The sequence below is a fragment of the Exiguobacterium sp. A1_3_1 genome (assembly GCF_048985645.1).
In the GTDB taxonomy this organism is placed as follows: Bacteria; Bacillota; Bacilli; order Exiguobacteriales; family Exiguobacteriaceae; genus Exiguobacterium_A; species Exiguobacterium_A indicum.
The window spans coordinates 1-13,597 of the sequence record NZ_WBYY01000077.1; the positions used below are offsets into that span (position 1 = coordinate 1).

The following is a 13,597-nucleotide window of genomic DNA, read 5'->3' on the forward strand; positions in this document are numbered from 1 at the left end:
ATGTGTATAAGAGACAGAGTCGTCGAGTAAGGAGATAAGATCGATGGAAACACGAAACATGGTCACAAAATCACAAATCAAAGAGGCGTTACGCGAATTAGGTGTGACGCCCGGCATGAAACTGTTCGTCCATACGTCACTTAAACAAATCGGCTGGATTCCCGGCGGCGTACAAGCGTTGATCGAAGCCTTGCAGGAGGTGGTCACGACGGAAGGGTTAATCATGATGCCGGCGCAAAGTACCGATAATTCGGATCCGAAGAACTGGAGCCAACCGGCTGTGCCTGAAGAATGGTGGGAAACGATTCGCCGGGAGATGCCGGCATATGATCCGGCTAAAACGGTCACACGCGGTATCGGTCGTGTTCCGGAAGTCTTCCGGACGTATCCGGGTGTCGTTCGAAGCAATCATCCGATGTGGTCCGTGACTGCTTGGGGGAAAGATGCGACGACGTTCGTTGCCGATCATACATTAGAAAATGGCTTCGGTCCCGGTTCACCGATTGAACGCTTCATCGAGGCGGACGGTCAAATTCTGCATATCGGTTCTCCTTGGGATACGACGACCGTCTGGCATTATGCGGAATACGGGTTAAATCGTCCGGACGTCGAGGATGGTTGTAAAGTCAAAGAAGGATCGACGGAACGATTCATTCATTACCGACATCGCCAAATCGATAGTGATGCGTTCGGTCCGATTGGTGAAGGGTTAGAAAGTGCCGATTTCGTCACGTCCGGTCTGATCGGACAAGCGAAATCTTACCGCATCGATGCGAAAGCCTCGATCCCAGTCGTCATGTTGCAATTAAAAGTGCTTGATCAATGGTTATTTTGAAACTTTTTCGGGAAACCTTCGTAGTAGAAAACAGAATCATAAAAAGGAGTGAAAGCAATGGCTTCACGTTTTAAAGTAAACCCGGCATTGCGTCGCGGATTCGATACGGCACGTGTCGGAGAGCGACCAATGACAAAAAGCGGGACGATGAGCAAGATTTTCTTGATGCTCGCTCTCGTCACGGCAGCAGCAGGGGGTAGTTGGTTCTTCCTCGCAGAAAACCAAGCGTTCCTATTCCCAGCCTTAATCGGTGGATTCGTCATCGGTCTGATCCTTGCCTTGATCATCACATTCAAACCAGCAACAGCTCCAGTCCTTTCTCCGGTTTATGCGATCGTTGAAGGTGTGGCAGTCGGAGCGTTATCGTTGATGTTCGAAAGTATGTACCCAGGAATCGTCGGAAAAGCAGTCGTTGCGACATTCGTCGTCGCGTTTGCGATGTGGTTCGTCTACTCGACGGGGATGATTAAAGTGACGCAACGTTTCCGTTCTGCGGTCACAGCAGCGATTCTCTCGATTTTCGTCTTGTATGCGGTCAACTTGATTCTCGCGTTATTTAGTGTCGACCTCCCATTCATGACAGGTAGTTCACCGGTTGCGATCGGCGTTCAGTTCGTTATCGTCATCGTGGCGTCCTTGTCACTCGTAATGGACTTCGATTTTATCTCCCAACAAGTGCGCGCCGGTGCTCCGAAGTCGATGGAGTGGGTTGCAGCATTCGGATTGATCGTAACGATCATCTGGCTCTATATCGAATTACTCGATCTCTTGTATCGCCTGGCAGCGCGGGATTAACAGCAAAAGACGACGGGTTCTCCGTCGTCTATTTTTTTGTCGAAAGCAGGGATGGTCGCGGAAAACAAGAAATGATAAAAACGTAGCTGAAAGGAGAGAAGATACATGAAAGAACGTATCGTCATTGGAGCAGGACCGTACCATAATAATCCCGGCTGGTATCATACAGAGGAAGAGGAGTTGAATCTGCTCGATCAGTCCGATTGGGAACGATTGTGTTCGAACGAAAAGTTACAAGCGATTCTTGCGGAACATGTATGGGAGCATTTGACGCTCGAGGAAGGAAAAGAAGCAGCACGTCATTGTCATACATACCTTGCGCAAGGGGGATACGTTCGTTGTGCGGTGCCGGACGGTTATTTTCAGGATGACGCATACCAAGCGATTGTTCAAGTCGGTGGACCGGGTCCCACTGACCATCCAGCGGCAAGTCACAAAATCGTCTATACGCACGAAACATTACAGCAATTATTTAAAGAAGCTGGATTTCAGGTGCGTCTTCTCGAATATTTTGATCAGGATGGAATCTTCCATCAAGCGGACTGGGACGGCGCAGACGGTGTCATTTTTCGTTCGAAACGATATGATCCCCGGAATGCAGAACAGATGAAATTTCCTTCGTTGATACTTGATGCATATAAATGAATACATAGTTGAAAAAGACCATCTGAACTTCGCTGTCAGATGGTCTTTTTGATCATATTCCGTGCTCGCTTTTTAGTTGATCGACGTATTGTTTTGCTTCGAGCAATGACGATCCGAGCGTCTCTCGAACACGTTTGACAGCTTCAACCGTCTTTCCTTCATGAAGCAACTGAACCAGTTCGACTTGTAACGCAGCTTCTTCTAGTGACACCTCATTCAGACCGAGGTGCTCTTCGATCCGTTGTAGCTTCTTCAGAATCGTTTGTTGGCGGCGTTTCGCTTCGTCTGCTTTTTGTGATAAGGACATCCAGATGAAGAATAAGACAATCAGTGGTGCGAACGTGACGACAGAATCCATAGTGAACACCTTCCTTTGTTTCACCGTACCATAGGACAGTCTCCATAACAAATAGTGGAAAATGAGGTGGAAATTGATTATGCTGATATAGTGGAAATAAAGGGTTAATATGGAAAGGAGGTAAATCTAGTGGACAATGTGTTAGTGACATTTTTACCGCTCTTGATTCAAATCGGACTGATCATGGTACTATTCTTCTTCGGAACGTTTGCTCTGTTTTTCTTCGTAAAACGCAGTTCGTATCACAGTAGTCGTTATTATCGTTTAACGCGCGAACCGTTTTTGCGGATCGTTCGTGATAAAGGGAAATGGGGCGAATACTTGACGACACGTCAACTCGATCAAGTTTCCGGATACGGCACGTATGTCTTTAATACATACTTACCACGTGCGCGGGGAGAAGGAACGACGGAGATCGATGTGACGTTCATTCATGAAAGTGGCATCTATGTACTCGAATCGAAAAACTACAGCGGGTGGATTTTTGGACGCGAGCAGGACCGTCAGTGGACGCAGCAGTTCCAGAATCGCTTCAAGCAACGATTCTATAATCCAATCAAACAAAATGAAGGGCATCTTAAAAGTATGCAACGCTTCTTAGAAGGAACGGATCCTGCGCTCTTTCACTCCTTGATCGTCTTCAGCGAACGCTGTGAACTGAAAAAGATCACCGTCGATTCAGCGCATGTCCGTGTCTTGAAACGAAATGTCCTTCGCAAGACGATCGAGCAACTCGCGACAGGAAAACCATTGACACCGAGTCAAGTTGATACGATTGCAGGGAAACTCGGGGTTCATTCACAAGTCGATCGTGCCACGCAACAAGCGCATATCGAAGGGATTCGCCAACGCCAGGCAAAATGAGACCGTTGACGGACTTGTTCTTCTTCAGGTATAGTGGATAAATAATAAGTTGTGCAACTATATGGAGATGATGGGATGAAAGAATCGGAATGGTCGCTTGGCATGCAATTATCCCGTAGTTATTATGCGTTCAAACGTGCTGCTGCTAAACGGATGGAAGCGTTCGGTCTGACACCAGAGCAGTTTTCTGTCCTGAGCGAACTCGCTAAACAAGATGGTGTTTCGCAAAAGCAGCTGGCACTCGTGACAGAACGTGATCAAACGACGATTGGTAAGATTCTCGATAAGCTTGGTAAAAAAGAATTGATCGTTCGGACGCCGGACCCCCGGGACCGACGAGCGGTTCTGCTCTTGATGACACGAGAAGGACGCGACATCGTCGATCGCCTCGGACCAGAGCTCGATCAGCTACAACTCGAAGCGTTCCGTGGACTCTCGCGAGAGCAAATCGAGCAATTAAAGGAAACACTTGAGACCATTCACCGGAATGTGACGTGAATGGTTTTCCTTCGGACATATAGTTGCATGTGATATTATAAGTAATGCATATAAAAGGAGATCGTAATATGAAAGCATGGAAAGATGTCTGGTCAATGACACAAACGAAAGTGGGACTCGTCTTCGCGATTGTCGTCCCGCTCTTGTTCCTCGTCGTCTGGATGACTGGTTACGAAGGAACGACGGAACGACTCGATCAATTGAACGTCGGTGTCGTTGGCGAAGTGAACGACCCGTTCGTCACATCACTAAAAGAAGCACCGTTCACGGTCCAAGCAGTTCCGACCGAAGCGAAAGGGTTGGAAGCACTCGATGCCAATGAAGTCGATCTCGTTCTACAAAAGGATGATGCTTCGCGTCAACTGACGGCACACGTCAGCCAGACGAATGCCGAATTCGCGAATGCAATTCTCGAGCGGGCAACGGAAACGATCGGCAAACAGTTGAATGGTGAGCCAACGTTCACGACGTCGGTCGTCACGGAGCATGCCGTCTCGGATTTTGCCTTGTCGATGCTGCCACTCGTCCTCGGGTTCGTCATCTATATCGCGACGATGACGATGGGAATTCAATTCAATCTCGTCAGCACGATCTTAAGTAAGCGTCATTCGATCTGGTCACTATTTTGGAGTCGCCAACTATTACACGGGATCGTTCTTCTGGTTGTTCCATTGCTACTCGTTTCCGTGGCGCATGTATTAACGGATATTACGACACCATTCATCAAACTATGGGCGTTTGAGCTCCTTGTCGTCGCGACCTGTATCGCCGTCACACAGATGAACTTTGCGGTATTTGGACCGATTGCGCCACTTGTCAATGTCGCATTGATTCCGTTCCAGTTGATGACTGCCGGAAACATCGTGCCGGCGAAGATGCTGGCACCGTTCTATCAATCGCTTGGGACATTTCTACCCGTTCCGAATGCAGTCTCCGGTTTCAGTCGATTGCTGTTCATGGATGGTTCAGTAGGGACACAAGTGCTTCATTTATCACTGATTGGTCTCGGTAGTTTCATCGTGACATGTTTAGTGGTGAGTTGGAGAGAGCAACGACAAGCACGACGTGTTGTTGCATGAAGAATGTAAGAAGAATCGTCATCGAATGAGATGGCGATTTTTTTTGTTTGAAATCGATTTACGAAAAAATCATTGCATAACAAAATCGTTATATAATAATATGGTTATGTGAAAAGCGAAATTGATATTTTCGCTCCTGTATCATGCATGGACTATACGTATAACAGAGAGGAGGATACTCTAGTGATCGAGACAGCAAAACGGGTAGAAGAAATGAGTCAGTTTTTGAAGCTACTGAGCGATGGAACACGACTTGAAATTTTGCGAAGGCTACACGTTCGGGAACATTGTGTCTGTGATTTCGTTGAGATGTTTGATATTTCGCAACCGGCAGTCAGTCGTCATCTAAAATTATTGCGTCAATCCCAGCTCATCTTGGAACGACGGGAACGACAATGGATTTATTTTCGAATCAATCCAGATCACCCGCAACACAGATTGTTATTGACGATTTTAGCAGAAATGGACACGCCGGACATCCCGGACAGAAGCTGCTAAGACACATTGTGGATGAAATGGATTAGCCCGAGTAAGGCAGGGGAATTAAAACGATATTCCATTCTGAATGACACGTTCAAGGATGACGAATCGTTAACAAAACCACTCGAAATTTAATACAGAAATGAAGTGAACGCATTGACCGGTACACATTTACTAGCGATCGGAATTTTTCTGATCACCTTATTCTTAATCATTAAACAACCGAAAGGACTCGGCATCGGTTACTCCGCGATGGGAATGGCGCTCGTTGCGCTATTGACGGGAGTCGTCAACCTCGATGATGTCTCGACGGTCTGGGGCATCATCTGGAATGCCACCTTTACTTTCATCGCTCTGATCATCATCTCATTGATTCTTGATGAGATTGGGTTCTTCGAATGGGCGGCACTCCACATGGCACGCATCGCACGAGGTGGTGGTGTCAAACTATTCGTGTACATGACATTACTCGGTGCTGTCGTTGCTGCTTTATTCGCGAACGATGGGGCAGCCTTGATTCTGACACCAATCGTCCTCGCGATGGTTCGTCACTTGAAACTTCCGGATTATGTCGTGTTAGCCTACGTATTCGCTTCCGGATTTATTGCCGATACAGCCAGTTTACCGTTCGTCGTCTCGAACCTCGTCAATATCGTCTCAGCAGACTTCTTTAACATCGGGTTTACGGAGTATGCGTCACGGATGGTATTCGTCAATCTCTTTTCTGTCGTAGGCAGTCTGATTGTCTTGTATCTCTATTTCCGAAAGAGTATCCCAAAGAATTACGATGTAGCTCAACTCGTCGCACCCGCGACAGCGATCAAGGATCAACGGATGTTCAAGTTATCTTGGTTCGTCCTCATCTTGCTGGTCGTCGGATACTTCACGAGTGACGTCATCGGCATTCCCGTCAGTCTTGTCGCTGGAATCATCGCTTTGTTCTTCTTATTGATGGCTCGCCGTTCACCTAGCGTACCGACGAAAAAGGTCATCGGTGGTGCACCGTGGGCGATCGTCTTCTTCTCACTTGGTATGTATATCGTTGTCTACGGACTTCAAAATGCCGGGTTGACACAAGTTCTTGCCGACATCATTGATGGCTTTGCGACGAATCTAGCAGCCGCAACTTTTGGCATGGGCTTCTTGGCTGCCATCTTGTCGTCCATCATGAATAATATGCCGACCGTTATGATTGATGCGCTCGCGATTGATTTAAGTCAGGCAACCGGAACGATTCGAGAGGCGCTCATCTATGCGAATGTCATCGGATCTGATCTTGGACCGAAGATCACGCCGATCGGAAGTCTAGCAACATTACTTTGGTTACACGTGCTTCGGACGAAAGGCGTGAAGATTGGTTGGGGTCAATACTTTAAGATCGGAACGATTCTGACGATCCCGACACTTGCGATCACATTACTTGGCTTGTATATCAGCTTGGTACTTTATTGATTTTTAAGGAGGAACGAAAGATGAAATTGATGATTATTGGTTCAGTTGCTGCGGGAACATCAGTCGGAGCAAAAGCACGTCGAAATAGTGAAGAGTTGCAAATCACGATTTATGATCGGGATCAGGACATCTCGTATTCAGGTTGTGGGATTCCTTATTTCGTTGGTGGAGAAATCGCTGATATCGATGAATTGACACCACGCGATGCCGCTTTCTTTAAAAAACGGTATAACATCGATATTCACACACAACACGAAGTCGAGTCGATCGATCATGCGACGAAAACAGCTACCATCGTCAATCTCCAGACAGGGGATCGTTTCACGGACACGTATGATACGTTAGTACTGGCAACCGGTGCTTCAAGTATCGTTCCACCGCTTCCAGGTGTTGAGCAGGAGAATGTCTTTACGGTTCGAAATGTCCGCAATGCCGACGCGATCCGGTCCTATATTGATGCCCACGATCCGAAAACGGCAACAATCGTCGGTGGAGGATTCATCGGACTCGAGATGGCAGAACAATTGACGTATCGCGGCATTCAAGTCACGCTCGTCGAACGTTTGACGCAAGTCATGCCGCCACTTGATCGCGATATGGCAGAACGCGTAGCGGATCATTTGAAAGATAAAGGGGTATCCCTTTTGCTTGGCGAATCCGTGACGGCGTTCAACGGAGAAGAACGTATTTCTGAGGTCGCGCTTGAGAGTGGAAAAACGATCGAGACGGATCTAGTCATTCTGTCCGTTGGTGTCAAGCCGAACACCAGTCTTGCGAAGCAGATCGGCGTAGAGCTTGGTAAAACAGGGGCGATTGCAGTCAACCGTCACATGCAGACGAATGTAGCTGATGTCTACGCAGTCGGTGACGTCGCGGAGAGTTTCTCCATCATCACGGGTGAAGCACTCTATCGTCCGCTTGGGTCAACAGCGAACAAGATGGGACGGATTGCCGGTATGGTCATTACCGGAGAAGAAGCGGAGCACCGTGGGATCTTAGGGACGGGTATCTTCAAGGCATTCGATTTGACGGTCGCTCAGACGGGTTTGACGGAAAAAGAAGCGCGTGAGTCAGGCTATGACATCGAAGTCTTGCATAACATCAAACCAGATCGTCCGGAATACATGGGCGGGAAAGAGATGACGATCAAAGCGATCGCTGATCGGGCAACAGGACGAGTTCTCGGAGCCCAGATCGTAGGTCCGCAAGGTGTCGATAAACGGATTGATGTCCTAGCGACGGCGATCACCTTTAAGGCGAAGGCAGAGGATTTATTCCATCTCGATTTAGCCTATGCACCACCGTTCGCAACGACGAAGGATCCCGTTCTCTATACGGGAATGGCGCTCGATAATGCCATCAAAAAAACAGCGCGTTTGATGACACCGAATGAATTGATTGACCAAGTCGCGAGCGGGAAGTCGTTCCAAATCATTGATACACGCTCGAAAGCACAATTCGAAAAAAATCATGTTGATGGAGCGATCCATATCCCGCTTGGTGAACTGCGGACACGCGCGAAGGAACTGGATCCGACGTTACCGACGATCGTCTACTGCAACAAAGGCGTGACGGGGAATGCTGCGCAGAATGTCTTGAAAAACCTTGGATTTACGGATGTATGTAACCTGTCAGGTGGTAACAAGAACTATCAACATATCAAAAAATGCTTTTCATAAAATCGAACAATATAGCGTGATGATCCTATTCACTTAGGGATCATCACGTTTTTTTGTTGTCAAATCGTTAGAAATAGGATATTTTTAGTATATCGGCAGACGATATAACGGAAGACGAAATAAGGAAGTGAGAAAATGGCACGGACAATCCAAGAGACGGCATTAACAGAAGCTGTCTATTATATTTTACTGTCACTTCAACAACCCCGTCATGGTTATGGCATCATGCAATTCGTCCAGGAGTTGAGCAACAACCGGGTCAAGTTAGCTGCGGGTACGTTGTACGGCGCACTCAGTAGTCTGGTCGATAAAGGATGGATTGAAGCGATTGAGCAAGAAACAGGGCGAAAGAAAGAGTACATCATAACGAATCAGGGGCGGGAGAGATTAGAGGTAGAGCTAGATCGACTAAAAGAACTCGTGCGACATGGACAAGAAACGATGGGAGTGGATCAAGGTGAGCAGTAAAACGGTCTATCGCTTTTACGCTGATTATGCAAAAGAAGAAGTGTGGTTAAACGAGATGGCAAACAACGGCTGGTACTTACAGCAGTTTCGACTCGGACGTTATGTATTCATCAAAGGTGAACCTGGTATGTACACGTATCGAATCGAGTTATTAGAAAACATGCCAAAGCATCCGAAGTCGCAGGACTACTTTGCGTTTTTGGAAGAGATGGACATCGAAGTCGTGGATACATCGTTCCGCTGGGTCTTCTTAAGAAAACGGACCTCGGATGAACCGTTTCATATGTATTCGGACTTTGATTCACAGATCCATCACGAACACCGGATTTTGCAACTCTATAAAGTCGTTTTTTTCGTGAACATCATTGCAGTGCTCATTAATTTATTTAATCCGATTACAGATACGATGATCTGGTTCAATCTCGCGATCGTGACGGGTCTCTCATTCGTGATGCAACGCCACGAACGTAAAATTCAAACGTTACGTGGATTGCGTGCCATTGCGGAGCAGGATTAAACGCATACAACCTGATTTCACACTTCCTCATGTCTCTAAATGAAACGTGGGGAATTTTTTTGTGGTTAGAGTTTAGGAGAATGTTGTAAAGTTGGTCAATTCGTCTAACAGTGTTGTAAGAAAGACGTATTACATCATCTAACAGTGTATAACTAGATAGAAATAACTGTTTAAATAAACAAGTCAAGGAGTCATGAATCGAATGGATAAATCTATCCGTAAAAAGCGGATTTTTTATAGTCTAGTGTTTTTAGTCAGTGGAAGTATCCTTTTAGCGACCTGGATGAAGGTGCAACAGGATCGAGCAAACGCAACTGTCCTACCACGTTCTTCGATTACAGCCATCGATTTTAGTCCTCAACAAGACACCGTGATGTTGGTCTATCCAGGACAGGGAAAAGGGAAAACGAATGATCCTGAACTTGCTTACAGTTCGATTGTCACGATCAACATGAAAGGACAGGTATTAAACGAACGTCAAATCCATGATCCTGCAATCACGAACATGACGCTTGTGCAAAAAACGTGTACGCCGAATGTGTTGTATGCCTCTGGCGCAGGATATCCGAATCACTTCCATACGTTCGATTTTACGAAACGACGGTTTGTTCAACATAGTGTGACGTATTTCAAACACGATCCCATGATGGAATCGATCAAACACTTTGGTCCGAATACATGGTTTAAGACGTTGAATTCATATAAAACCGGTACGCAGCGCTCGTCTCAAGGAACAGGATTTTCGCACACTTTTTCTAATTTTGATACAAAAGAAAACTATGAGACGCCTGCGCGATTCGAACCAGGAAACTCGATGATGATTGAATTGAAGCAGCATTTAGCGTATGCCAGTAATGGTAGCGAAGATGAACAAGAAGAAAAAGCGGCGATGATTTTTTTGGATAAGCGGACTGAAAAACCAGTCGTATATCGTAAAAGAGATGAGCCATATGCATACTCAGCACTTTATGGAAAGGATGATACGGCATACTTCGCTAGTACGGATGGCTGGATGATTCGGATTAATGAGGCGGGGCAACAAACCGAGCGATATTATCCGTTTCTTCAGAATACGAATTTTGATAGTACCGATCCAATTCGAATGATCGATGCAACACAAGGGATTCAAGTCGTTCAACAATTTCCTCATGATAATCAAAATCGGGACCGCCACATCCTAGTCAAATGGACGTTCGGTCAATCATTCTCGGTCCAGGAAATCAAACCGAAGTTTTGGAAAGCAGACAAATGGTACAAGTACTTATATATTCATCCCAAGACGAAAAAATCATACTTCATCGAATTTGACCCTGAACACCCGGATAAAGGGAAACTGCTCATTACGAATCAAAAGTATAAGTTGCTTCACGAGATGCCGGTTGAAGGACCGATTGGAATCGACTTTGTGATTGAGTGAGACAAGGGGGAAGATGTTTTGAACCGTATCGAGCGATTTGAATTTGAATTTGAAGAAAAAGCGGGAGACCGACTTCCGTTGTTCACGTATCTAGAGCAACAGCAATCAGATTGGTCTTCTTTACAAGATGATGAAGCGCGTGAGGGAAACTTTCACGTAAGTATGTGGATCAGTGGAGAGAAGATTTCCTGGTCATATGACGTGCGAGAACGGGATGAAGCGACACAAGCATATCGGTTTAGCATTTTCATGCAACGCTGGAAAAACATCTGGGAATGGGATCAGCAGCGTCATTTGCTTAGTGGAAACGCATTTGGAATTCATCAAACACTAGCCGACTCCGTCAGGACATCTGCCAAGTCTGAAGCACATTTGGAATGGGCATTGAACGAGCTTGCTGGCTACGATGCGGAAGGACTACTCTTTTATTTTGGTCCCGGACCGTGGGACGACTTTCAGGACGCAGATGATGAGCTGGATATGTTTCTCGAGTTCGATGAGATCAACTCAAAAGAGAAGATGCGTACGGAAGGGCTGTATTTTGATTACGATACCCAGCGCTGGATCGACATTCCGGCGTCGTTACCCGTCATTGGTGAGACGATGCTCGTGATGTATCGCCAACTATACGAATGATTCATTTGGTCAAAAAAAGCTCACGACTCGGAAATTGAGACGTGAGCTTTTGTATTAGAATAATTCGTTGATCGGTGTGTCACCTTCGAGCAGTGTGACGACTTGCTTCGACGCCTTGTCGTGACCGATTGCAGCTAGAATAACGCGTGCGACATCTTCACGCGGAATTTTTTTAGTTGCTTGCTCGGACGGATCCGTCGTGACGTTTCCTGTGCCAGCTTCATCGGATAGTCCGCCTGGGCGAAGAATCGTGTAGTTGAGTGACGATTCCTTCAGGACACGATCCGCGTAGCGTTTTGCAATGTAATACGGCTTCATGCTGTCGGACCATGTTTCCGGCGAATCGGCATTCAAGGCACTGACCATGATGAACTGTTTTGCATTGATTGCTTCCGCTGCTTCAATCGCTTTGACAGCACCGTCGAAATCGATCAGCATCGTCTTGTCCGCTCCTGTGTGACCGCCGGATCCTGCCGTAAAGATGACGACATCTGATCCTTGTAATGCATCAGTGATCGTCGCGACGTCCGCTTCCAGATCGAGATGGACCGGGGTATGACCTAATTTCTCAAAATCACTGAACTGGTCCTTGGAACGTAATCCTACTTTGACATCGTGCTCCGAATCCTGCAGTAAGCGAGCAGCGTGACGACCTACTTTACCATTTGCACCAATGATGAAAATCTGACTCATGTTCCATTCCTCCATTTCACGATTTGATGATTCTGTTTCAGTATGGAAAAGACGAAGGGATTCTGTAAAGAGAGACGACTTGTAGAACTGTAACCGTCATCAAAATATCTTTTTAATGCTTTTATGCATAAAATCATCAAATTATCTTGAAATCACGTGTAAGTGTGGTAGGATAATGACTATTACCCACACCGAAAATCATTTGGGTTAAATTGTAGCAATATTCGGTGAATGGGCAACGACGAAACAGAAAGGAGAGATACGATGAGAAAGAAACCATGGCTACTGGCAGGACTTGTTTTGACAGGCGTTGCCGCTTGGACGATTTGGAATCAACAGACGGATGCCAAAGCACATGACATCTTCGAAGACCACAAGCTGGTCGTCGGGACGACGGGGGATTATAAGCCCTTTACATACTGGAACGAGGAACGGAATCGTTATCAAGGCTTTGATATCGATGTCATCCAAGCGTTTGCCAAAGCAGCAAATCTTGATGTGACGTTCGTCAAGACGACATGGCCGACATTATCGGAGGATACGAAATCAGGCAAGTTTGATATCGCTGTCGGTGGCATCACGAAGAAAGTCGAGCGCGAGGTCGTCGGAGACTTTACATCGTCGTATTTCTCCTTTCAAAAAGCACCGCTTGTAAAGAAGAAAGATGTCGAACGCTTGAATTCGCTCGCTGCAATCAATGATCTAGCAGTCAAAATCGGTGTCAATCCGGGTGGCACGAACGAAGCGTTCGTGAAGAAGCATTTTCCGAAAGCAGATGTGACCGTCTTTGAGAACAACTTGGACATCCCGAAAGCCGTAAAAAGCGGACAAGTCGATGTCATGGTGACGGACGACATCGAGGCGTTGCATTACGCGACAGAACTCGATCTTGCGGTGCCGAAACTGACAGAGGCATGGGAACCAGCCGAGATGGCATATTTGATGAAACCGGACCAAAAACAGCTTGGAGACGTTTTCCGAGTCTGGATTGAAAGTGCAGAAGGGCAAGAACAGGTTGAACAACTAAAGAAAAAATGGAACATCGTCTCGACGCGTGAGACGGTCGGAGCGAAAGGAGTGGGAGCACATGAGTAAATGGGGATGGATCGTCGTCGGAGGTGGCGTCCTGTTTGCGAGCTTATTGACGCTATGGCAAGCGGAGCAACCACGACGTGTACAAG

General features: G+C 46.6%; 16 protein-coding genes. 14 read left to right on the forward strand and 2 right to left on the reverse strand.

The genetic code is table 11. The features are described 5' to 3' along the window. Window positions 1-43: 43 nt before the first annotated feature. The 3 genes from F8N00_RS09640 (at window position 44) to F8N00_RS09650 (ending at window position 2,275) form a co-directional block, all read left to right on the forward strand. Complete coding sequence (locus F8N00_RS09640) at window positions 44-835, forward strand: AAC(3) family N-acetyltransferase (RefSeq protein ID WP_336449289.1); 792 nt, start codon at window positions 44-46, stop codon at window positions 833-835. A gap of 57 nt (window positions 836-892) precedes the next feature. Next, window positions 893-1,630, forward strand: a complete 738-nt coding sequence (locus F8N00_RS09645; RefSeq protein WP_029341341.1) for a Bax inhibitor-1/YccA family protein — start codon at window positions 893-895, stop codon at window positions 1,628-1,630. 105 nt (window positions 1,631-1,735) lie between these two features. Then, window positions 1,736-2,275, forward strand: coding sequence for a methyltransferase domain-containing protein (locus tag F8N00_RS09650; protein WP_336449290.1), 540 nt, complete (start codon window positions 1,736-1,738; stop codon window positions 2,273-2,275). Between the two features lie 52 nt (window positions 2,276-2,327). On the opposite strand, the gene F8N00_RS09655 is transcribed toward F8N00_RS09650, so the two are convergent. Further along, entirely contained in the window at window positions 2,328-2,633 is a 306-nt protein-coding gene (locus F8N00_RS09655; protein WP_029341343.1) for a hypothetical protein, read from the reverse strand. Between the two features lie 129 nt (window positions 2,634-2,762). Here F8N00_RS09655 and F8N00_RS09660 point away from each other — a divergent pair, with 129 nt between their 5' ends. The 10 genes from F8N00_RS09660 to F8N00_RS09705 all read left to right on the forward strand — a co-directional run bounded on the left by F8N00_RS09660 (window position 2,763) and on the right by F8N00_RS09705 (window position 11,723). Further along, window positions 2,763-3,497, forward strand: a complete 735-nt coding sequence (locus tag F8N00_RS09660) for a nuclease-related domain-containing protein (RefSeq protein ID WP_336449291.1) — start codon at window positions 2,763-2,765, stop codon at window positions 3,495-3,497. A 75-nt stretch (window positions 3,498-3,572) separates the two neighbouring features. Continuing rightward, a complete protein-coding gene (locus F8N00_RS09665) occupies window positions 3,573-3,995 on the forward strand; it encodes a MarR family winged helix-turn-helix transcriptional regulator (protein WP_023467873.1) in 423 nt (140 codons plus the stop codon). Between the two features lie 68 nt (window positions 3,996-4,063). Beyond that, on the forward strand, window positions 4,064-5,074 hold the full coding sequence (locus F8N00_RS09670; protein WP_336449292.1) for a hypothetical protein: 1,011 nt from the start codon (window positions 4,064-4,066) through the stop codon (window positions 5,072-5,074). Between the two features lie 183 nt (window positions 5,075-5,257). Beyond that, window positions 5,258-5,572: an ArsR/SmtB family transcription factor gene (locus tag F8N00_RS09675; RefSeq protein WP_223041661.1), complete on the forward strand. Its 315-nt coding sequence runs from the start codon at window positions 5,258-5,260 to the stop codon at window positions 5,570-5,572. 129 nt (window positions 5,573-5,701) lie between these two features. Beyond that, on the forward strand, window positions 5,702-7,006 hold the full coding sequence (locus tag F8N00_RS09680) for an arsenic transporter (protein WP_336449293.1): 1,305 nt from the start codon (window positions 5,702-5,704) through the stop codon (window positions 7,004-7,006). Between the two features lie 20 nt (window positions 7,007-7,026). After that, a complete protein-coding gene (locus F8N00_RS09685; RefSeq protein WP_336449294.1) occupies window positions 7,027-8,685 on the forward strand; it encodes an FAD-dependent oxidoreductase in 1,659 nt (552 codons plus the stop codon). Window positions 8,686-8,820: 135 nt separating this feature from the next. Next, complete coding sequence (locus F8N00_RS09690; RefSeq protein ID WP_336449295.1) at window positions 8,821-9,153, forward strand: PadR family transcriptional regulator; 333 nt, start codon at window positions 8,821-8,823, stop codon at window positions 9,151-9,153. Next, on the forward strand, window positions 9,143-9,670 hold the full coding sequence (locus F8N00_RS09695) for a DUF2812 domain-containing protein (protein WP_255998832.1): 528 nt from the start codon (window positions 9,143-9,145) through the stop codon (window positions 9,668-9,670). Before F8N00_RS09690 ends, F8N00_RS09695 begins: the two co-directional genes overlap by 11 nt. 202 nt (window positions 9,671-9,872) lie before the next feature. After that, the gene (locus tag F8N00_RS09700; RefSeq protein ID WP_336449296.1) at window positions 9,873-11,087 is read left to right on the forward strand and encodes a hypothetical protein; all 1,215 of its coding nucleotides are present in this window, start codon (window positions 9,873-9,875) and stop codon (window positions 11,085-11,087) included. 18 nt (window positions 11,088-11,105) lie between these two features. Further along, window positions 11,106-11,723 (forward strand): hypothetical protein, encoded by a 618-nt coding sequence (locus F8N00_RS09705; RefSeq protein WP_336449297.1) that lies wholly within the window; start codon window positions 11,106-11,108, stop codon window positions 11,721-11,723. A gap of 54 nt (window positions 11,724-11,777) precedes the next feature. Here F8N00_RS09705 and F8N00_RS09710 read toward each other — a convergent pair whose 3' ends face one another. After that, window positions 11,778-12,416, reverse strand: a complete 639-nt coding sequence (locus F8N00_RS09710; protein ID WP_055967350.1) for an SDR family oxidoreductase — start codon at window positions 12,414-12,416, stop codon at window positions 11,778-11,780. A 264-nt stretch (window positions 12,417-12,680) separates the two neighbouring features. Between F8N00_RS09710 and F8N00_RS09715 the strand changes: the two genes are divergently transcribed. Beyond that, window positions 12,681-13,511, forward strand: a complete 831-nt coding sequence (locus F8N00_RS09715) for a transporter substrate-binding domain-containing protein (RefSeq protein ID WP_336449298.1) — start codon at window positions 12,681-12,683, stop codon at window positions 13,509-13,511. The last annotated feature ends 86 nt before the right edge of the window (window positions 13,512-13,597 follow it).

Bases quoted from the DNA above. Each gene is read 5' to 3' on its own strand.
- F8N00_RS09645 (WP_029341341.1), top strand. From the start codon at position 893: ATGGCTTCACGTTTTAAAGTAAACCCGGCATTGCGTCGCGGATTCGAT.
- F8N00_RS09710 (WP_055967350.1), bottom strand. From the start codon at position 12,416: ATGAGTCAGATTTTCATCATTGGTGCAAATGGTAAAGTAGGTCGTCAC.
- F8N00_RS09665 (WP_023467873.1), top strand. From the start codon at position 3,573: ATGAAAGAATCGGAATGGTCGCTTGGCATGCAATTATCCCGTAGTTAT.
- F8N00_RS09640 (WP_336449289.1), top strand. From the start codon at position 44: ATGGAAACACGAAACATGGTCACAAAATCACAAATCAAAGAGGCGTTA.
- F8N00_RS09715 (WP_336449298.1), top strand. From the start codon at position 12,681: ATGAGAAAGAAACCATGGCTACTGGCAGGACTTGTTTTGACAGGCGTT.
- F8N00_RS09655 (WP_029341343.1), bottom strand. From the start codon at position 2,633: ATGGATTCTGTCGTCACGTTCGCACCACTGATTGTCTTATTCTTCATC.
- F8N00_RS09700 (WP_336449296.1), top strand. From the start codon at position 9,873: ATGGATAAATCTATCCGTAAAAAGCGGATTTTTTATAGTCTAGTGTTT.
- F8N00_RS09670 (WP_336449292.1), top strand. From the start codon at position 4,064: ATGAAAGCATGGAAAGATGTCTGGTCAATGACACAAACGAAAGTGGGA.
- F8N00_RS09690 (WP_336449295.1), top strand. From the start codon at position 8,821: ATGGCACGGACAATCCAAGAGACGGCATTAACAGAAGCTGTCTATTAT.
- F8N00_RS09685 (WP_336449294.1), top strand. From the start codon at position 7,027: ATGAAATTGATGATTATTGGTTCAGTTGCTGCGGGAACATCAGTCGGA.
- F8N00_RS09650 (WP_336449290.1), top strand. From the start codon at position 1,736: ATGAAAGAACGTATCGTCATTGGAGCAGGACCGTACCATAATAATCCC.